At 74.0% G+C, this 18,258-nt stretch carries 15 protein-coding genes; 4 read left to right on the top strand and 11 right to left on the bottom strand.

Annotated features, from left to right (window positions below; translation table 11 throughout):
* The first annotated feature begins 78 nt into the window (after positions 1–78).
* On the top strand, positions 79–786 hold the full coding sequence (locus tag EBO35_RS18385; protein ID WP_206422612.1) for a DUF305 domain-containing protein: 708 nt from the start codon (positions 79–81) through the stop codon (positions 784–786).
* Between the two features lies 1 nt (position 787).
* Here EBO35_RS18385 and pgm read toward each other — a convergent pair whose 3' ends face one another.
* Positions 788–2,467 carry a phosphoglucomutase (alpha-D-glucose-1,6-bisphosphate-dependent) gene (pgm, locus tag EBO35_RS18380; RefSeq protein WP_122819011.1) on the bottom strand — a complete coding sequence of 560 codons (1,680 nt, stop codon included), beginning with the start codon at positions 2,465–2,467 and terminating at the stop codon, positions 788–790.
* 116 nt (positions 2,468–2,583) lie between these two features.
* Between pgm and EBO35_RS18375 the strand changes: the two genes are divergently transcribed.
* Positions 2,584–4,179: a PQQ-binding-like beta-propeller repeat protein gene (locus EBO35_RS18375; protein WP_164478044.1), complete on the top strand. Its 1,596-nt coding sequence runs from the start codon at positions 2,584–2,586 to the stop codon at positions 4,177–4,179.
* Positions 4,180–4,192: 13 nt separating this feature from the next.
* Here EBO35_RS18375 and EBO35_RS18370 read toward each other — a convergent pair whose 3' ends face one another.
* The 3 genes from EBO35_RS18370 to EBO35_RS18360 form a co-directional block, all read right to left on the bottom strand.
* On the bottom strand, positions 4,193–4,972 hold the full coding sequence (locus EBO35_RS18370) for a hypothetical protein (protein ID WP_164478043.1): 780 nt from the start codon (positions 4,970–4,972) through the stop codon (positions 4,193–4,195).
* Between the two features lie 95 nt (positions 4,973–5,067).
* Positions 5,068–6,021 carry an oxidoreductase gene (locus EBO35_RS18365; protein WP_122819008.1) on the bottom strand — a complete coding sequence of 318 codons (954 nt, stop codon included), beginning with the start codon at positions 6,019–6,021 and terminating at the stop codon, positions 5,068–5,070.
* A complete protein-coding gene (locus EBO35_RS18360) occupies positions 6,018–6,839 on the bottom strand; it encodes a maleylpyruvate isomerase family mycothiol-dependent enzyme (RefSeq protein ID WP_122819007.1) in 822 nt (273 codons plus the stop codon). Before EBO35_RS18360 ends, EBO35_RS18365 begins: the two co-directional genes overlap by 4 nt.
* A 71-nt stretch (positions 6,840–6,910) precedes the next feature.
* Between EBO35_RS18360 and EBO35_RS18355 the strand changes: the two genes are divergently transcribed.
* Positions 6,911–8,698 carry an NHL domain-containing thioredoxin family protein gene (locus EBO35_RS18355; protein WP_122819006.1) on the top strand — a complete coding sequence of 596 codons (1,788 nt, stop codon included), beginning with the start codon at positions 6,911–6,913 and terminating at the stop codon, positions 8,696–8,698.
* On the opposite strand, the gene mnhG is transcribed toward EBO35_RS18355, so the two are convergent.
* From mnhG to EBO35_RS18320, 7 genes are all read right to left on the bottom strand, one after another.
* Entirely contained in the window at positions 8,652–9,020 is a 369-nt protein-coding gene (mnhG, locus tag EBO35_RS18350) for a monovalent cation/H(+) antiporter subunit G (RefSeq protein WP_122819005.1), read from the bottom strand. The two genes, EBO35_RS18355 and mnhG, sit on opposite strands and share 47 nt — an antisense overlap.
* Complete coding sequence (locus tag EBO35_RS18345) at positions 9,017–9,322, bottom strand: monovalent cation/H+ antiporter complex subunit F (protein WP_122819004.1); 306 nt, start codon at positions 9,320–9,322, stop codon at positions 9,017–9,019. The genes mnhG and EBO35_RS18345 overlap by 4 nt, the downstream gene beginning before the upstream one ends.
* A complete protein-coding gene (locus EBO35_RS18340; protein ID WP_122819003.1) occupies positions 9,319–9,900 on the bottom strand; it encodes a Na+/H+ antiporter subunit E in 582 nt (193 codons plus the stop codon). The genes EBO35_RS18345 and EBO35_RS18340 overlap by 4 nt, the downstream gene beginning before the upstream one ends.
* Positions 9,897–11,594: a Na+/H+ antiporter subunit D gene (locus EBO35_RS18335; protein WP_122819002.1), complete on the bottom strand. Its 1,698-nt coding sequence runs from the start codon at positions 11,592–11,594 to the stop codon at positions 9,897–9,899. Before EBO35_RS18335 ends, EBO35_RS18340 begins: the two co-directional genes overlap by 4 nt.
* Positions 11,591–12,064, bottom strand: coding sequence for a Na(+)/H(+) antiporter subunit C (locus EBO35_RS18330; protein ID WP_122819001.1), 474 nt, complete (start codon positions 12,062–12,064; stop codon positions 11,591–11,593). The genes EBO35_RS18335 and EBO35_RS18330 overlap by 4 nt, the downstream gene beginning before the upstream one ends.
* Entirely contained in the window at positions 12,061–14,988 is a 2,928-nt protein-coding gene (locus EBO35_RS18325) for a Na+/H+ antiporter subunit A (protein ID WP_122819000.1), read from the bottom strand. Before EBO35_RS18325 ends, EBO35_RS18330 begins: the two co-directional genes overlap by 4 nt.
* A gap of 174 nt (positions 14,989–15,162) precedes the next feature.
* Positions 15,163–17,040 (bottom strand): acyl-CoA dehydrogenase, encoded by a 1,878-nt coding sequence (locus tag EBO35_RS18320; RefSeq protein WP_122818999.1) that lies wholly within the window; start codon positions 17,038–17,040, stop codon positions 15,163–15,165.
* A 286-nt stretch (positions 17,041–17,326) separates the two neighbouring features.
* Between EBO35_RS18320 and EBO35_RS18315 the strand changes: the two genes are divergently transcribed.
* The gene (locus EBO35_RS18315; RefSeq protein WP_122818998.1) at positions 17,327–18,235 is read left to right on the top strand and encodes a sulfite exporter TauE/SafE family protein; all 909 of its coding nucleotides are present in this window, start codon (positions 17,327–17,329) and stop codon (positions 18,233–18,235) included.
* The last annotated feature ends 23 nt before the right edge of the window (positions 18,236–18,258 follow it).

Raw genomic sequence — 18,258 nt, 5'->3', positions numbered from 1 at the left:
CCGGATCACTTCGTAAAGGCCTGTCGCGGCAGCTTTCGCGGCGGCTCACCAGACATCACCGGACATAAGGACGCCTTCGTGGTCTCGGGAATCCCTCGCACCTACCGGTACGCCGCCGCGCTCGTCGGCGCTCTGCTCCTCCTCCCGGCCTGCTCGGAGGACTCCGAGCCCTCGCCCGAGGCGAAGGCTGAGTCGGCGGGGACGGCGGGGACCGCCACGCCGAGCGCCCCCACCGTGATCGTCCCCGGCGCGCCGGGGGAGGCCGCCGAGACCGTCGGACCCGACGAGGTCGAGGTGGAGGACCCGTGGAACCACGCCGACGTCGCCTTCCTGCAGATGATGATCCCGCACCACGCCCAGGCCCTGGCGATGTCGGAGCTGGCGAGCACCCGCGCCGCGGACCCGCGGGTCCGCCGGCTCGCGGACCGGATCCACGCGGCTCAGCGGCCCGAGATCCTGGCCATGGCCGCCTGGCTGGAGGAACACGACATCGAGGTGCCGCGGGCGGCCGAGGACCCCTCGGCCTACGACCACGGGCAGCACGGGCACAACGAGATGCAGGGCATGCTCTCCCCGGAGCAGATGGCGTCGCTCGAGCGGGCCTCGGGAGCGAGGTTCGACCGGCTCTTCCTCCAGGGGATGATCGGCCACCACGAGGGGGCCATCGCGATGTCCGAGGACGTCGCCCGCGACGGGGCCCACGTGCGGGTCAGCGAGATCGCGTCCGACGTCATCGTCACCCAGCAGGCCGAGATCGACATCATGCGCCGGATGCTCGGCGGCTGAGTCAGGAGCCCAGCGCCTCCTGCACGACCTCCTGCGCCTCCTGCTGCACCTGGGCGAGGTGCTCGGGCCCGCGGAAGGACTCGGCGTAGATCTTGTAGACGTCCTCGGTGCCGGAGGGCCGCGCGGCGAACCAGGCCGAGTCCGTGGTCACCTTCAGCCCGCCGATCGGGGCGCCGTTGCCGGGCGCCTCGGTGAGCTTGGCGGTGATCGGCTCGCCGGCGAGCGTGGTCGCCGGGACCGCGTCGGCCGCCAGGGCCGACAGCGCCGCCTTCTGCTCCCGGGTCGCCGGGGCGTCGGTGCGGGCGTACGCCGGGTCGCCGTGCTCGGCGACCAGCGCTGCATAGCGCTGCGAGGGCGTCTCGCCGGTGGCCGCGAGGATCTCCGCGCCGAGCAGGCAGAGCAGCAGCCCGTCCTTGTCGGTGGTCCACACCGAGCCGTCACGGCGGAGGAACGAGGCGCCGGCGGACTCCTCGCCGCCGAACCCGAAGGAGCCGTCGAGCAGGCCGGGGACGAACCACTTGAAGCCGACCGGCACCTCGATCAGCGGGGCGCCGAGGGAGGCGGCGACCCGGTCGATCATCGAGGAGGAGACCAGCGTCTTGCCGATCCGCGCGGCCGCCGGCCAGTCCGGGCGGGCGCCGCCGAACAGGTGCCCGATCGCGACCGCCAGGAACGCGTTGGGATTCATCAGCCCCGCGTCGGGGGTGACGATGCCGTGCCGGTCGGCGTCGGCGTCGTTGCCGGTCGCGATGTCGTAGGAGGACCGCTGCGCCACCAGCGAGGCCATCGCCGACGGCGAGGAGCAGTCCATCCGGATCTTGCCGTCCCAGTCCAGCGTCATGAACCGCCAGGTCGGGTCGACGAGCGGGTTCACCACTGTCAGGTCCAGGCCGTGCCGCTCGGCGATCGCGCCCCAGTAGTCGACAGCCGCGCCGCCCATCGGGTCCGCGCCGATCCGGACGCCCGCGGACCGGATCGCCGCCAGGTCGACCACGCTCGGCAGGTCGTCGACGTAGGTCCCGAGGAAGTCGTACGCCGTCGCCGCCCGCCGCGCGCGGGCGAACGGGATCCGGCGGACGCCGTCCAGGTCGGCGGCGATCAGCGCGTTGGCCCGGGTGGCGATCGCCGAGGTGGCGTCGGTGCCGGCCGGTCCGCCGTGCGGCGGGTTGTACTTGAACCCGCCGTCGGCCGGCGGGTTGTGCGACGGGGTGACCACGATGCCGTCGGCGAGCCCGGACGCCCCGCCGGTCGAGCCTGCCCCGGTGGTCGAGCCTGTCGAGACCCGCCCGGCGTTGGCCCGCAGGATCGCGTGCGAGACGGCCGGGGTGGGCGTGAAGCGGTCGTCGGCGTCGACGAGCACGGTGACGTCGTTGGCGGCCAGCACCTCCAGCGCGGTCGCCCAGGCCGGCTCGGACAGCGCGTGGGTGTCGCGGCCCAGGAACAGCGGGCCGTCGTACCCCTGCTCGCGGCGGTAGTCGCAGATCGCCTGGGTGGTGGCGAGGATGTGGGTCTCGTTGAACGAGGTGCGCAGCGAGGAGCCGCGGTGTCCGCTGGTGCCGAAGGCGACCTGCTGGTCGGGGTCCTCGGGGTCGGGCCGCCCGGTGTAGTACGCCGTCACGAGGTGGGCGACGTCGACGAGGTCCTCGGGCTGCGCGGGGGTGCCGGCGCGGGGATGGGGCATGGCCTCATGGTGGCCGATCTCGCGTCGGCGGAAACGCCCGACCTCCCGGCGCGGACGGTCCGCCCCTGAGAGGATCGCCGCATGGGACAGCGCGGTCGTCGGGGGCACTCGCCGCGATGAGGCTCCCGCGCACGGCTGCCCTGGTCGGGGTGGCCCTCCTCGTCGGCGCCGTCGGCCCGGTCGTCCTGGTGGCCGCACTGGCGCTGCTCGGGAGCCGGCGGGTGCGGGACTGGCTGCGGCCCACCTGGCGGGTGGTCGCCGGCTGGACGGTCGCCGTGGTGGCGCTCGCCGGCCTGGTCGTCGTGGTCCCGGACGGCTGGCTGCCGATCCCGCCCGGTCCCGGTGCCGCGGTCACGCCGGCGTACGTCGGACGCGCGGCGCGGGCGCAGCCGATCGAGATGGCGGTCCCGCAGCACCCGCACCTGGCCGCCAACGGCCGCAGCGGGCGCCACAACGACGCCTGGTCCAGCGGCGCGTACGCCGGGCCGGGCCCGCTGGGTGACTCCGTCGAGGTCGACTCCGCGTGGTTCGGGATGCGGGCGTGCGCCACCGTCGCGGTCGACGCCCACGACCGGCTGGTCGTGCTGTGCGAGGGCCGGGCCGCGGCGACCCTGCGGGTGCTCGACGCCGAGACGATGCGGCCGCTCGCCACCAAGGATCTGCCCGGCCGGCCCGAGGGCGACGGGCCGGCGGCGCAGTCGCCCTGCGGCCGCTCGGCGTTCTACCTCGACGACCGGGACCGGGCCGTCGTGGCGACCACCGACCGCCGGGTGCTCGTGGTCCGCACCGACGACGCCGACGGCGCCGCGGACCTGACCACCGACCTCGCCCACGACCTGTCGGCGCACGTGCCCGCGGACGACTGCCTGGTCGCGCTGCTGCCCGACTGGGGCGGCCGGATCTGGTGGGCCAGCCGGGACGGGCGGGTCGGGGCCATCAGATCCGGCGGTGCCGGCGGTGCCGGCGGTGCCGAGGTGACCGACCTCGGCGAGCCGATCACCGGCTCGCTGAGCGCCGACCGCGACGGCGGGGTCTACGTCGCAACCACCGCGGCGGTCTACAAGCTCGCGGCCGACCCGGCCGAGCGGCCCTCCGTGCGGTGGCGCGCGCCCCGCGGCGGCGGCGAGCGCCCGGACGGGCCGCTCGCCGGGGACCCGGCGCCGACGATCCTGCCCGGCGGGGTGCTGGCCGGCACCGACCATGGCGGCGGGCGGCTCCAGGTGGTCTTCCGGCGCACCGGCGACGGCAGCGAGGTGTGCCGGGCCGCGGTCTTCGACGAGGGCAGCGCCGCGACCCGCAGCGCCCTCGTTGCGGTGGGCGGCGGCGTCGTGGTCGAGAACAACCACGGCTACGGCGGACCGCTGCGCACGCTGCTCGGCCGGACCACCTCGCCCGGGCTGGCCCGGGTCGACCACCGGGACGGCGCGTGCACCGTCGCGTGGACCTCCCCGGAGGTCGCGCCGTCGGCGGCGGCGAAGGTGTCGCTGGCGACCGGCCTGCTCTACACCTGGACCAAGCCGCGCAGCTGGTGGGGCGTCGACGCGTGGTACCTCACCGCGATCGACGCCCGCACCGGGCGCACCCGCTTCTCGGTGCGCGCCGGCCTGGGCGCGCTGCGGGACAACCACGGCGCCGCGGTCACGCTCGGCCCGGACGGCTCGGCGTACGTCGCGACGCTGGGCGGGATGGTCCGGGTCCGCGACAAGCGCTGAGCCCGAGACCGGGTCACGGCCGGCCGGGGCCCCGGTCGGCCTCGTCGGTGCTGTCGGGCTCCTCGACGCTCGCCCGCGCGGCCGCGCGCCGTTCGGCCTGCTGGCGCCGGCGGCGGACCTCGCCGCGCGCCAGCACGTAGGCCAGCACGATCGGCCAGACGTACTTCACGTGGTCCAGGATCCAGGCCAGCCAGCCCGGCACTGACCAATCGGGCAGTGACCAGTCCGGCAGCGGGATCGACGGCAGGTCCGGCCAGGGGATCGACGGCAGGTCCGGCAAGGGGATGCGCGGCAGGTCCGGCCACGGGACCGTGAACGCGATCCGGGCCAGCAGCGCGGCCACCAGGATCGGGACCAGCACCGCGGCCACCCCGCCCGCGGTCTGGATGACTGCATAGCGGCGCGGGTGGGCCAGCACCCGGTCCTCGTACGCCGCGGCGCGCGAGCCGGGCTCGGGGTCCAGGTCCAGGCCGCCGAGGCCGCTCAGCGAGGTCAGCTCCGAGGCCTCGTCGGCGGTGTAGAGGGTGGCGCGGCGGGGCCGGCCCAGCGTCGTGAAGAGCACCGCGACCATGCCGAGTCCGTCAGGGAGGCGGGTGCGTTCCTCCTCGTCGAGCCCGTCGCCGGGCCGCAGCCGGATCTTGTCGTCCATCGCGGCCTTGCGGGCGATGACGACGCCGTCGCGCAGCCACACGACGCGCCGGGTCACCGAGCCCCGGACCTCGACGTGGTGGCGACCCTCGGGGGTGACGAGGTCCCAGGCCTGGGCGGGGGAGTCGGGCACGGATCGAGGCACCTGTCGAGCCTAGGAGTCGCCACCGGCCCGGGCATCGGCCCGGAGACGGCGGCCGGGGGAACTTTGGTCGGGGGAGCTCTGGTCAGGGGCAGGACTCAGGGGTAGCGGATCCCGGTGACCCGCTCGCTGAGCTCCCAGAGCCGGCGCTGGGCGTCCTCGTCGTGGGAGAGCTGGCTGCTGCTCACCACCCGCGGCGGGCCGCTGACCTCCTGAAGCCCGCCGGGCCCGCAGTACGTCGCGCCCGGCAGGTCGGCGGTGGCGGCCATCAGGGTCGGCCAGGCGCCCCGGGCGGCCGGCTGGGAGACCGCCCGGACCGCGGCGTTCAGGATCGTGGCGGCCCCGCCGGTGGCCCGGCCGAACTGCCCGTTGGCCGCCAGGTGGGTGCCGGCGAGACCGGGGTGGGCGGCGAGCGCCTTGACCGGCACCGCTGCCGCCCGCGCGCGCCGGTCCAGCTCGTAGGTGAACAGCAGGTTCGCCAGCTTCGTCTGGGCGTAGACCTGCCAGCGGCGGTAGCGCCCCGGCTGCTCGGCGCGGGGGTCGCCCAGCGGGGCGCTGCGCGCGACCCGGTGCATGACCGAGGAGACGGTCACGACAGTCCCCGCGCCGCTGGCGACCAGCTGGGGCAGCAGCAGCCCGGTGAGCAGGAACGGGCCGAGATGGTTGGTCGCCAGCTGCAGCTCCAGGCCGTCCTCGGTGCGGGAGTACGGCGGGGCCATCACGCCGGCGTTGTTGACCAGGACGTCGATCGGGCCGAGCCGGGCGGCGTCGGCGGCCGCGCGGCGTACCGACGACAGGCTGGCGACGTCGACGTGCAGCTGCTCGGGGGCCGCGGCCGGGACCTCGCTGCGGATCGCCGCCGCCGTCGCGGCGAGCTTCTCCTCGCTGCGCCCCGCGAGCACCACCCGGGCGCCGCGGCGGGCCAGCTCCAGCGCGGTGTGGTGGCCGAGGCCGCCGAGGGTGGTGCCGGTGACCAGTGCGGTGCGGCCGGCCTGGTCCGGGATGTCCGCGGGGCTCCAGGTGTCGGTCGCGACCTCGGGTGCCTCGCTCATGGCGTGGTCGCCAGGTTCGCGACGAGCAGCCGGCCGAGCTCGGCGTCGCCCTCGACGGTGAGGTCCGCGGCGGCGCCGGGCCGGCGGCCACCGGCGAGCAGCACGTAGGTCTCCCGGTCCGCGCCCAGCCGGACGGTGGGGTCGGGCGGCGGTGCGGGCAGCCGCTCCCCGCGGCCGGCGTCGGTGACCGTGAACGCGTACGGCGCGCTGCCGGCCAGGTCGAGCACGACGCTGGCTCCGGGCGGGGCGCCGGTCTTGCGGGCCAGCACGTAGCCGAGCCCCTCGGCGAGGTACTCGGCGGTGTGCCGGGCCGCCGCGGTGTCCAGGCCGCCGGGGCGGCCGACCGCGCGGCGTACGTCCTGCTCGTGCATCCAGACGTCGAGGGGGCGGTTGCGCAGCAGCGTCTCCCAGCTCCACGGCACGCCGCCGAAGATCCGCTCCGGCCGGGCGTCCGCGTCGGCGGGCGGGTCCGCGAGCAGCGCGGCGTGCCGGGCGGCGGTGCTGCGCCGGATCTCCTCGCGGATCGCGGCGGGGCTCGCGGTGCGCCGGTTGACCACGCCGATCTCGGTGTAGCGGCCCAGCGGCCCGGTCACGTGGGCGGGCTCGCCGATCTCGGCGGTCTCCTCCGCGCCGGTGGCCAGCACGCTCTCGAGGTGGGCGGTGTGCGCGGCGACCGCGCGCACGTCCCACCCGGGCAGGTCGGTGGGGGCGGACCACTGCTCGTCCGGGACCTGCTCGAGCAGCCGGGTGAACGACTCGACCGCCTGCCACCACACCTCGACGTACCCCGCGAGCCGGTCCTGCGCTGTGGCGTCCATGGCCGTGAGCCTAGACGCGTCCCGGGCACACCGGGCCCGGGCGGGGCCGGCCCGCGCGGCAGACTGGTCCCATGAGCACGACCCCCCGCGTCCGCGCCCCCGAGCTCGCCGGCCGCGGCTGGCTGAACACCGACGGCCCGCTCTCCCTGCGCGACCTGCGGGGCCGGTTCGTGCTGCTGGACTTCTGGACCTTCTGCTGCGTCAACTGCCTGCACGTCATCGACGAGCTGCGCCCGGTGGAGGAGAAGTACGCCGAGGAGCTGGTCGTCGTCGGCGTGCACTCCCCGAAGTTCGTCCACGAGGCCGACCCGGTCGCGCTGGCCCAGGCCGTCGAGCGCTACGGCGTCCACCACGCGGTCCTCGACGACCCCGACCTGGTGACCTGGCAGGCCTACACGGCCCGCGCCTGGCCGACCCTGGTGCTGGTCGACCCCGAGGGCTACGTGGTGGCGCAGTACGCCGGGGAGGGCCACGCCCACGCGATCGACGCGCTGCTGACCGACCTGGTGGCCCAGCACCGCGAGCGGGGCACGCTCCAGCCCGGCGACTCGCCGTACGTCGCACCGCCAGTGGAGTCGACCGACCTGCGGTTCCCGGCCAAGGCGGTGCCGCTGGCCGACGGGCGGGTGCTGGTCGCCGACGCGGGCCACGACGAGGTCGTCGAGCTCGGCGCCGACGGGGCCGTGCTGCGCCGGTTCGGGGGCTTCCGCGAGCCCAACGGGCTGTGCCTGCTGCCGGCCGAGGTGGCCGCCGAGGTCGGCTACGACGTGGTGGTCGCCGACACCGTCGGCCACCGCCTGCACGGCATCGCGCTGGCGACGGGGGAGACCCGGGTGCTGGCCGGCGACGGCGAGCAGGCGATGCCCGGCGACGGGACCGCCCGGCTCTCCAGCCCCTGGGACGTGGCCTGGTGGCGGGACCGGGTCTGGGTGGCGATGGCCGGCCTGCACCAGCTGTGGACCCTCGACCCGCGCACCGGCGCCGTCGAGGTCGCCGCGGGCACCGCGAACGAGGGGCTCCTGGACGGCCCGGCGGCGCAGGCGTGGTTCGCCCAGACCTCGGGGCTCGCGCCCGACGGCGACCGGCTTTGGCTGGCCGACAGCGAGACCTCGGCGCTGCGCTGGCTCGAGGCCGACGGCAGCGTCCACACAGCTGTCGGGTCCGGGCTCTTCGAGTTCGGCTTCCGCGACGGCCCGGCCGCCGAGGCGCTCCTGCAGCACCCGCTCGGCGTGGCGGTGCTGCCCGACGGCTCGGTAGCGGTCTGCGACACCTACAACGGCGCGGTGCGCCGCTACGACCCCGCCGGCGGCGAGCTGACCACGCTGGCGACCGACCTGGCCGAGCCGAGCGGGGCGTACGTCGACGGCGACCGGCTGGTCGTGGTGGAGTCCACGGCGCACCGGCTGACCGGGTTGCCCCTCGGCGCGGCCGGCACCCGCACCGACGGGTTCGCGCACACCACCCAGCGCCCGGTCACCGAGGTCGGCGACCGCCTCGAGCTGCGGGTGGCCTTCGAGCCGCCGCCGGGCCAGAAGGTCGACGACCGGTTCGGCCCCGCCACCCAGCTGGTCGTCGAGGCGACCCCGCCCGCCCTGCTCCGCGAGGGTGGCGGCCGCGGCACCGACCTGACCCGCACCCTGGTCCTCGACCCGCACGTCGGCGGAGGCGTCCTGCACGTCGCCGCCCGGGCGGCCTCCTGCGACGCCGCCGGCGGCGAGGGCGCCGCCTGCCGGATGCACCAGCAGGACTGGGGCATCCCGATCCGGATCGCCGCCGGACCCGGCGTCCTCGAGCTGCCGCTGGGGGGCTCGGCTACGGCGCCCCCCGCGGCTCCGTCCAGTCCTCCACCGACTCGCTGAGCTCGTCGACGACGAGCAGGTCCTGGCGGACCTGGCCGGCGCGGAACGACGCGCGCCCGACCATGTGGCTGGAGACCACGCTGGTGGCCATCTGCATGATGATCACCAGCAGCAGCAGGCCCAGCACGCTGGGGTCGCGCAGCCGCAGGGCCAGGCCGACCACGACGAGCATCATGCCGATCACCTGGGGCTTGGTGGCCGCGTGCATCCGGCTCAGCAGGTCGGGCAGCCGCAGCACGCCGATCGCCGCGACCAGGGCGAAGAAGGCGCCGCTGAGCAGGCAGACGGCGGCGAGCACGTCGGCGACCACGGTCCAGCTCATCGGTCCTCCTCCGGGCTCTCGTCGGCCTCGCCCTCGGCCTCGACGTCGTCGCTGCCGTTGGCGTAGCGGGCGATGCTCACCGCCCCCACGAACCCGACCATGGCCAGCACCAGCAGGACCGGCAGGACCTCGGTGCGGTCGAAGTGGGCGGAGTAGAGCGCGGTCGCGCAGATCGTGACCGACATCAGCACGTCGAGCGCGACGCTGCGGTCCAGGATCGTCGGCCCGATCGTGAGCCGGACCAGCAGGACCAGGGCCGCGACCGTGAGCATCGCGGCGGCGACGGCGAGGACGGCGCTCATGCGCGACCTCGCTCGGGGGTGCGGCTGTCGTCCGGCTCCGGGCTCGGGACGAACGCCGCCAGGAAGCGCTGCTCGACGGCGAGCGCCTGGGCGCGGAACCGCTCGGCCGCCGCGCGGTCCGGTACGTCGAGCACGTGCAGGTAGAGGGTGTGGGTCGAGCGTCGGGCCTCGACGACCACCGACCCCGGCACCAGCGACAGCATCGCCGCGACGCCGGTCAGCACGAAGTCCGAGGAGCTCTCCAGGTCGACCGCGATGACCGCGTTGCGCACCGGGCGGCGCCGCAGCACCACCATCGAGACCTCGATGCTCGCGCGCACGATCGAAACGAGGAACCCGGCGACCAGCGTGACCAGCCGCCACGGGTGCACCCGCGTGAACAGCGAGATCGGGGGCAGCGGGAAGGCCAGGCAGGACAGCACCGCGACCAGCACGCCGGAGAGCACCAGCAGCGGGGAGAAGCTGCCCCACAGCAGCAGCCAGACCACTGTCAGCCAGACCACGGCCATCGGCTGGAGCGCGCGGTAGCGGACCGGCCGCGAGCTGCCGTCGCGGCGGGTGCGCAGCTGCGGGCTCACCGCTCGCCCCCGGGCAGCACGGTCTCGACGTACGACGTCTGACCGACCAGGTCGCGGGCGGCCCGGTCGCTGTAGGCGTAGAGCGGTCCGGCGACGACTGTCAGCGCCACGCTGAGGGCGACCAGGGCCGCGGTGGGCCCGACCATGCTGAGCGGGAGGTGGGCGTTGTCGTCGCCGGCGAGGATCAGCTGCTGGAGGTCGCGCTCGGGCTGGTCGTCGTCCTCGAGGCGGCGGGCGTCCTCGATGTCGTGCGAGGACAGGATCCCGCCGGCGGTGTGGATGTGGCCGCGGTGCTGCACGAGCGGCTTGGTGTCGTGGCCGGGAGGCGGGGAGCCGCCGGTGCTGCCGATCGCCTCCAGCGCCTCGTGGGCCTCGCGGGGGGTGCGCCAGAACGCGACCGCCCAGGTCTTGGCCACGGCGTACAGCGTGAGCAGGCTGGTGAGGACGCCGGCGGTCACCAGCAGCCACGCGAGCGGCGACCCGTTGCCCTGCGCCGCCTGGAGCAGCCCGACCTTGCCGATGAACCCGGAGAACGGCGGGATGCCGGCCAGGTTCATGGCCGGGACGAAGAAGAGCACCGCCAGCAGCGGCGCGATCCGGGCCAGACCGCCGATCCGGAGCAGCGAGGAGCTGCCGGCGCGGCGCTCCACCAGCCCGACCACGAGGAACAGGGCGGTCTGCACGGTGATGTGGTGGACGATGTAGAAGATCGTGCCCGCGACCCCGGCGGTCCCGGCCAGCGCGATGCCGAGGACCAGGTAGCCGATGTGGCTGACCAGCGTGAACGAGAGCATCCGCTTGATGTCGGACTGGGCGATCGCGCCCAGGATGCCGACGATCATCGTGAGCAGCGCGGCCCACAGCAGCAGGTCGGTGAGGTGGCTGTCGGGGAACAGCAGCGTCTGGACCCGCAGGATCGCGTAGATGCCGACCTTGGTGAGCAGGCCGGCGAAGACGGCTGTCACCGGCGCGGGCGCGGTCGGGTAGCTGTCGGGCAGCCACAGCGAGAGCGGGAAGACGGCCGCCTTGATCGCGAACGTCGTCAGCAGCAGCAGCTGGAGCATCAGCGACACGGAGTCGGGCAGGTCGGCGATGCGACCGGCGAGGTGCGCCAGGGTGAGCGTGCCGGTGGCGGCGTACACGACCGCCAGCGAGATCAGGAACAGCGTGGAGGAGAGCAGGTTGACCAGCACGTAGATGGTGCCCGCGCGGATCCGGGTGGCCGTCCCGCCCAGGGTGAGCAGCACGTAGCTGGCGAACAGCAGCATCTCGAAGCTGACGAACAGGTTGAACAGGTCCCCGGCCAGGAAGGCGTTCGCGACGCCGGCGGCCAGGACGAGGAACGTCGGGTGGTAGACCGACAGCGGTGCGCCCTCCTCGTCCTCGGTCATGCCCTGCCCGACGGAGTAGGCGAGCACGGCGAGCGTGACCAGCGCGCTGACCAGCAGCATCAGCGCCGAGAGCCGGTCGGCGACCAGGACGATGCCGAGGGTCTCGCTCCAGCCGCCGACCCACAGCGTCTGCGGGCCGTCCCGGTCGGCCTGCACCATCAGGATCGCGGCCAGCGCCACCATCGAGGACAGCGCGACGATGCTGATCCAGCGCTGGATCCGGGGGTGGTGGCCGAGCACCAGCGAGAGGCCCGCTCCGAGCAGCGGGATCGCGACCGGCAGCGGCACGAGCAGGTTGTTCACGAGGCCGCCTTCTCGGAGTCGTCGGGACCCTCGGTCTCGTCGGAGCCGCGCGGGTCGTCGTCGGCGTCCGCGTCGGCGACCTCGGCGTACGCCTCGGAGGTGACGTCGGCGGTCGCCAGGCGGCGGATGGTCGCGTCCTCGAGGTCGTCCTGGACGTCGTCGTGGCCGTTGAGCTGCCAGCTGCGGTAGGCCATCGCCAGCACGAAGGCGGTGGTCGCGAGCATGATCACGATCGCGGTGAGCACCATGGCCTGCGGCAGCGGGTCGGAGAGCTCGACGTCCGGGGCGGAGCCGGCGATCGGCGGAGCTCCGGCGGGCCCGCTGGAGACCAGGAACGCGATGCTGACGCCGTTGCCCATCATCACCAGGCCGGCGAGCACCCGGGACAGGCTGCGCTCGAGCAGCAGGTAGACCCCGCAGCCGAGCAGCGCGGCCGAGATCAGCACCAGGGTGAGGTTGACGTCGCTCATCGGGTGACCTCCAGCTCGTTCTCGCCGGCCCCGGTAGACCCGGCCTCAGCAGCCTCGGCTGCCTCGGCGGCCCGCCGCTCGCGCAGCACCTGCCGGTCGATCTGGGAGCCGAGGGCCCGGAGCAGGTCCAGGGCCAGTCCGACGACCACGAGGTAGACGCCGATGTCGAAGAAGACCGACGTGACCAGGTGCAGGTCGCCGAGCAGCGGCAGGTGCAGGTCGATCACCGCGCTCTGGAGCACCACGCCGCCGAACGCGAGCGGGAGCAGGGCGGCGACGGCGGCGACGGCCAGCCCGGAGCCGATCAGCCGGCCCGCGTCGACCGGGGCGGCCTCGTCGAGCTCGTAGCGGCCGCCGGCCAGGTAGCGGATGACCAGGGCCAGCCCGGTCATCATCCCGGCCGCGAAGCCGCCGCCCGGGTCGTTGTGCCCCGCGAGCAGCAGGTAGATCGAGAACACGATGATCGTGTGGAAGACCATCCGGGTGATGACCTCGAAGATGATCGAGCGGCTCTCCGGGGGCAGCGTGCGGGGCGCCGCCAGCCACACCCGCCGGCCCGGCCGGGTCGGCTGCTTGCGGACCCCGGCCGGGAACGGGATCTCGTGCACGCGCCGGATGCCGGCCCCGCGGGAGTCGATGAAGATCAGGCTGGCGACGCCGGTCGCCGCGGCGACCAGGACCGAGATCTCACCGAGGGTGTCCCAGGCCCGGACGTCGACCAGGATGACGTTGACGATGTTCGCGCCCCCGCCGTAGTCCAGCGCCTCGGCGGGCAGCGCCGCCGAGACCGGGGTGGCGGTGCGGGCGTCGGCGCCGACCAGCATGAAGCCGGCGGCGACCACGGCGACCGCCAGCCCGAGCCCCATCCGCCAGTAGCGCTGGCGGCTCAGCGGGCGGTCGGTGAAGTACTCCGGCAGCCGGCGCAGCGCCAGCACGAACACGACGATGGTGAGCGTCTCGACCAGCACCTGGGTCAGCGCCAGGTCGGGAGCGCCGTGCAGCACGAAGAGGACGGCGGTGCCGTAGCCGGTCGCCCCGGCGAGCAGCACCGCGCGCAGCCGGCGCCGCGAACGGGTGGCCATCACCGCGGCGATCACGATCACGACCCCGGCCGCCGCCTGGGCGGGGGTGTCCCACCACCGGAACGAGATGCCGTCCCACGCCGCCAGCAGCGCCGACCCGGGGACCACGACGACGACCAGCAGGATCACCCCGAGGTACGCCGCGGCGGAGCCGCGCTGCACCAGGCCGGTGACCTCGACGGCCGTGCGGTCCAGGGTCCGCATCGTGCCCCGGTAGAGACGCTCGAAGCTGAGGTCGTGGGCGAAGCGGGCCTGCAGCGCGGCGACCGGGCGGCGGGCCACGAAGAGCAGCGCGCCGGCGGTCAGCGCGACCACGGTGGCGCCGAGCGGGAGGCCCACCCCGTGCCACAGCGCCAGCTCCGGCTCGTGGGCGCCGGCGGGCACCTCCTCGGCGTACGCCAGGATCGCCTCGGTCAGCGGCCGGCCGAGGAAGCCCAGGACCAGCGAGAGGCCGGCGAGCAGCACCGGCCCGGCGACGAACCCGGCCCGGACCGGGCGGACCACGAGCTCCTCCTCGACCTCCCGGTCGGCGAAGGCGCCCCACAGGAAGCGGGCGGAGTAGGCGGCGGTGAGGGCCGAGCCCACGACCACGCCGATGAGCACGAGCCACCCGGTCGCAGTGTCCAGGCCGGTGCCGTCCCCGGTGGCGGCCACGTCGACGAGGGCGACGAAGACGCTCTCCTTCGCGACGTAGCCCAGCAGCGGCGGGACGCCGGCCATCGAGGCGGCGGCGAGCGTGGCGGCGACGGCCACGACCGGCATCCGGCGGCCCAGGCCGGTGAGCCGGCGCAGGTCCCGCACACCGGTGCAGCGGTCGATGATGCCGACGACGAGGAACAGCGTGGCCTTGAACAGCGCGTGGGCCAGCAGCAGGCCGAGGCCCGCCACCAGCGCGCTGCGGGTGCCGATGCCGAGCACCAGGATCAGGAACCCGAGCTGGCTGACGGTGCCGTAGGCGAGCAGCAGCTTCAGGTCGTGCTGGCGCAGTGCCCGCAGACCGCCGAGCAGCATCGTGAGCAGGCCGAGGCCGAGCACCAGGCTGCGCCAGCCGGCGATGCCGGCGAAGGCGGGGGCCAGCAGCGCGACCAGGTAGACCCCGGCCTTCACCATCGAGGCGGCGTGCAGGTAGGCGCTGACCGGCGTCGGCGCCGCCATCGCGGCGGGCAGCCAGAAGTGGAACGGCACCAGTGCCGACTTGCTGAGCGCGCCGATCAGCAGCAGGTGCACCGCCACGACGACGGCGGTGCCGGTCGGCGGGTCCGCCAGGATCTCGCTGATCCGGCCGGTGCCGGCCTGCGAGGCGAGCAGCAGGGCTCCGACCAGCAGGGCGAGTCCGCCCGCGGTGGTCACGATCAGCGCCTGGATGGCTGCCTGGCGGTTGGCGCGGCGGGCCGGGTCGTGGCCGATGAGCAGGAAGGAGAAGACAGTGGTCAGCTCCCAGAAGACGTAGAGCAGCAGCAGGTCGTCGGCGAGGACGAGGCCGAGCATCGCCGCGAGGAACGCGGTCAGGACGGCGGCGAAGCGGGGGACCCCGAGGCTGTCGGCGTGGAAGTACCAGCCGCAGTAGGCGATCACGACGCTGCCGACGCCGAGCACGACCAGCGCCAGCAGCCACTGCAGCGGGCCGAGCCGGAAGGCCAGGTCCAGGCCGATGCTGCCGACCCAGGAGTGGATCTCGGTGAGGCTCTCGCCGTCCAGCACCCGCGGGCCCTGGAGGCCCAGCCACACGGTGCCCGCGAGCGGCGCGAGGGCGATTGCGCCGAACGCCCGGCGGCCCCACCGCCGCACCAGCCACGGACAGAGTGCCGCGAGCACGAGATGGCTGGCGACGAGGATCAGCACGAAGTAGCCCTCCGGGGTCCTCGGGGGCGGTGGAAGGGGGGATCGCAGTCGATTCTACGTGGCGGGTGACCGCGTCCACGTGGCGGGTGACCGGGCCCGAGCACGGGCCGAGCCCCCTCCTCGTGCGGAGAAGGGGGCTCGGGTGCGGTACGCGGAACGGCCGCTAGGAACGGCTCAGAACGCGTCCTCGGAGAGGTCCATCACCGACAGGTCGGTGGCCTCCGCGATCGCCCGCTCGGCGCTGATCCGCGGCAGGTTGAGCTGCGCGAAGAACTGCGCCGCGGCGACCTTGCCCTCGTAGAAGGCCGTGTCCTTGGCGGAGTGCCCGCCGGCGGCGAGCTTCTCCAGCGCCACCTCGGCCTGGCGCAGCAGCAGCCAGGCGCAGACCACGTCGCCGAGCACCATCAGCAGGCGGCTGGTGTTCAGGCCGACCTTGTAGATGTTGCGGATGTCGGACTCGGCCGACATCAGGTCGTTGATCATGTGGCCCACGAGCGCGTTGGCGTCGTCCAGCGCCGTGGCCAGCAGGGCCCGCTCGGCCTTGAGCCGGCCGTCGCCGGCCTCGGAGTCGATGCACCGCTGGATCTCGGTCGCGAGGTGACCCAGCGCCTTGCCCTGGTCCTTGACGATCTTGCGGAAGAAGAAGTCCTGGCCCTGGATGGCGGTCGTGCCCTCGTAGAGCGTGTCGATCTTCGCGTCGCGGACGTACTGCTCGAGCGGGTACTCCTGGAGGAAGCCGGACCCGCCGAAGGTCTGCAGCGACTCGGTGCCGAGGAGCACCCAGGAGCGCTCCGATCCGTAGCCCTTGACGATCGGGAGCAGCAGGTCGTTGATGGCGTTGGCGAGGCGGTACTCCTCGGTGTCGGTCTGGCCGGCGTGCTCGGCCACCATCACCTTGTCCTGCCAGGTGGCGGTGTAGAGCACCAGCGCGCGCATCGCCTCCGAGAAGGACTTCTGCACCATCAGCGAGCGGCGCACGTCCGGGTGCTGGGTGATCGGGACCCGCGGCGCGGTCTTGTCGCCGGAGCGGGTCAGGTCGGCGCCCTGGATGCGGGTCTTGGCGTACTCCAGCGCGTTGAGGTAGCCGGTCGAGAGGGTCGCGATGGCCTTGGTGCCGACCATCATCCGGGCGTTCTCGATCACCTGGAACATCTGCGCGATGCCGTTGTGCACCTCGCCGAGCAGCCAGCCCTGCGCGGGCTCGCCGCCGCCGACCTGCGGGTCGCCGAAGGTGAGCTCGCAGGTGTTGGAGACCTTGATGCCCATCTTGTGCTCGACGTTGGTGACGTAGACGCCGTTGCGCTCGCCGGTGAGCTCGCCGGTCTCGTGGTCGAAGTGGTGCTGGGGGACCAGGAACAGCGAGAGCCCCTTGGTGCCGGGGCCGCCGACGCCCTCGACGCCCTCGGGCCGGGCCAGCACCATGTGCATGATGTTCTCGCTCAGGTCGTGCTCGGCGGAGGTGATGAACCGCTTCACGCCGGTGATGTTCCACGAGCCGTCGTCGTTGAGCGTCGCCTTCGCGCGGCCGGCGCCGACGTCGGAGCCGGCGTCGGGCTCGGTGAGCACCATCGTGGCGCCCCACTCGCGCTCGACCATGATCTGCGCGATCCGCTTGTCGCGGTCGTTGCCGTTGCGGTGCACGACGCCGGCGAACGGCGCGCCCGCGGCGTACATCCAGATCGGCGCGTTCGCGCCGAGGATCATCTCGGCGAGCGCCCAGTTCAGCGAGGACGGCGCGGGCGTCCCGCCGATGGCCTCGGGGATCTGCAGGCGCCAGTACTCCGCGTCCATCCAGGCGCGGTAGCTCTTCTTGAACGAGTCCGGGATCGGCGCGGTGTTGGTCTTCGGGTCGAAGACCGGCGGGTTCCGGTCGCTGTCCTCGTAGGAGGCGGCGAGGTCCTCGCGAGAGATGCGCTCCACCTCGGCGAGGATCTCGCGCGCCGTCTCGGAGTCGATCTCGGCGAACGGGCCGGAGCCCAGGACCTCGTCGGAGCCCAGGACCTCGAAGAGGTTGAACTCGATGTCGCGCAGGTTGCTCTTGTAGTGGCTCACGGACCCACCTATTCGTGTCTCGGGAAGCAGCAGCGGCGGATGGTGCCTACTGGTCGGTAACTTGATGGTAGGCGGGGCTGCCGCCGCTCGCAACACGGCATCGCCGGAGTCGGTCGCCAGAGTCGGTCGTGTCCAGACGGGTCGGCGGACGCGCCGCGCGGAGGCTTGCGTTCCTCGAGTCGCTAATGTGTACTGACTCGGTCAGAAATACTCGATCTAGTGTTTCTGGCGTTTCTATCCGCTCGGTGCCAGGTGCAGTCACCGATCGAACAAGGGTGCAACCTTCATGCGTCAGCTCATCGTGCTCGGATTCGTCGGATTCCTGGCCCAGCTCATCGACGGCTCGCTCGGCATGGCGTACGGCGTCACGTCGTCCACGCTGCTGCTCGCCGCGGGCGTCGCCCCGGCGGCGGCCTCGGCCGCTGTCCACTTCTCCGAGATCGGGACCTCGCTGGTCTCCGGCTTCTCCCACCACAAGCTCGGCAACGTCGACTGGCGCACCGTCTCGATCCTGGCCGTCCCCGGCCTGGTCGGCGCGTTCGCCGGCGCGACGTTCCTGGTCAGCCTCGACGGTGACGCCGCCAAGCCGTGGGTCGCGGGCATCCTGCTGACGCTCGGCGTCTACGTGGTCTGGCGGTTCCTGGTCCTCGGCGGCCAGCGCCCGACCTTCAAGGGCCGCCCGCCGGCGGCGATGCTGGCGCCGATGGGTCTGGTCGGCGGCGCGCTCGACGCGATCGGCGGCGGCGGCTGGGGCCCGGTCGGCACCACCACGCTGCTCTCCTCGGGCCGCCTGGAGCCGCGCAAGGTGATCGGCTCCATCGACACCTCCGAGTTCCTCGTGGCGGTCGGCGGCTCGGCCGGCTTCCTGCTCGCGCTGGGCTCCGCCAACATCGAGTGGGGCTATGCGGCCGCGCTGCTCGCCGGCGGCGTCGTCGCCGCGCCGATCGCGGCCTGGCTGGTCAAGAAGCTCGCCGCGCGGGTGCTCGGCGTGGCGGCCGGCGGCCTGATCATCCTGACCAACACCAAGACGATCGTGGAGTCCGTCGGCGGCTCGGGCGCGGCCGTGTGGGTGAGCCTCGCGCTGCTGTTCGTCCTGTGGATCACCGGCATCACCTGGGCGGTGCGCCAGGAGCTGGCGGCCCGACGGGCCGAGACCGCCGCCGCTGCCGGCGTCGAGGTGCCCGTCCCGGCCTGACAGCGACCCTGCCGGGGTTGGTC

Origin of the sequence: Nocardioides pantholopis, from assembly GCF_003710085.1 — a bacterium.
GTDB lineage: Bacteria > Actinomycetota > Actinomycetes > Propionibacteriales > Nocardioidaceae > Nocardioides > Nocardioides pantholopis.
This window is presented reverse-complemented; position numbering and strand designations above follow the sequence as displayed.

Excerpts from the sequence above, each read along its gene's own strand:
- pgm (WP_122819011.1), bottom strand. The coding sequence starts at position 2,467 with ATGCCCCATCCCCGCGCCGGCACCCCCGCGCAGCCCGAGGACCTCGTC.
- EBO35_RS18375 (WP_164478044.1), top strand. The coding sequence starts at position 2,584 with ATGAGGCTCCCGCGCACGGCTGCCCTGGTCGGGGTGGCCCTCCTCGTC.
- EBO35_RS18365 (WP_122819008.1), bottom strand. The coding sequence starts at position 6,021 with ATGAGCGAGGCACCCGAGGTCGCGACCGACACCTGGAGCCCCGCGGAC.
- EBO35_RS18360 (WP_122819007.1), bottom strand. The coding sequence starts at position 6,839 with ATGGACGCCACAGCGCAGGACCGGCTCGCGGGGTACGTCGAGGTGTGG.
- EBO35_RS18355 (WP_122819006.1), top strand. The coding sequence starts at position 6,911 with ATGAGCACGACCCCCCGCGTCCGCGCCCCCGAGCTCGCCGGCCGCGGC.
- mnhG (WP_122819005.1), bottom strand. The coding sequence starts at position 9,020 with ATGAGCTGGACCGTGGTCGCCGACGTGCTCGCCGCCGTCTGCCTGCTC.
- EBO35_RS18345 (WP_122819004.1), bottom strand. The coding sequence starts at position 9,322 with ATGAGCGCCGTCCTCGCCGTCGCCGCCGCGATGCTCACGGTCGCGGCC.
- EBO35_RS18330 (WP_122819001.1), bottom strand. The coding sequence starts at position 12,064 with ATGAGCGACGTCAACCTCACCCTGGTGCTGATCTCGGCCGCGCTGCTC.
- EBO35_RS18315 (WP_122818998.1), top strand. The coding sequence starts at position 17,327 with ATGCGTCAGCTCATCGTGCTCGGATTCGTCGGATTCCTGGCCCAGCTC.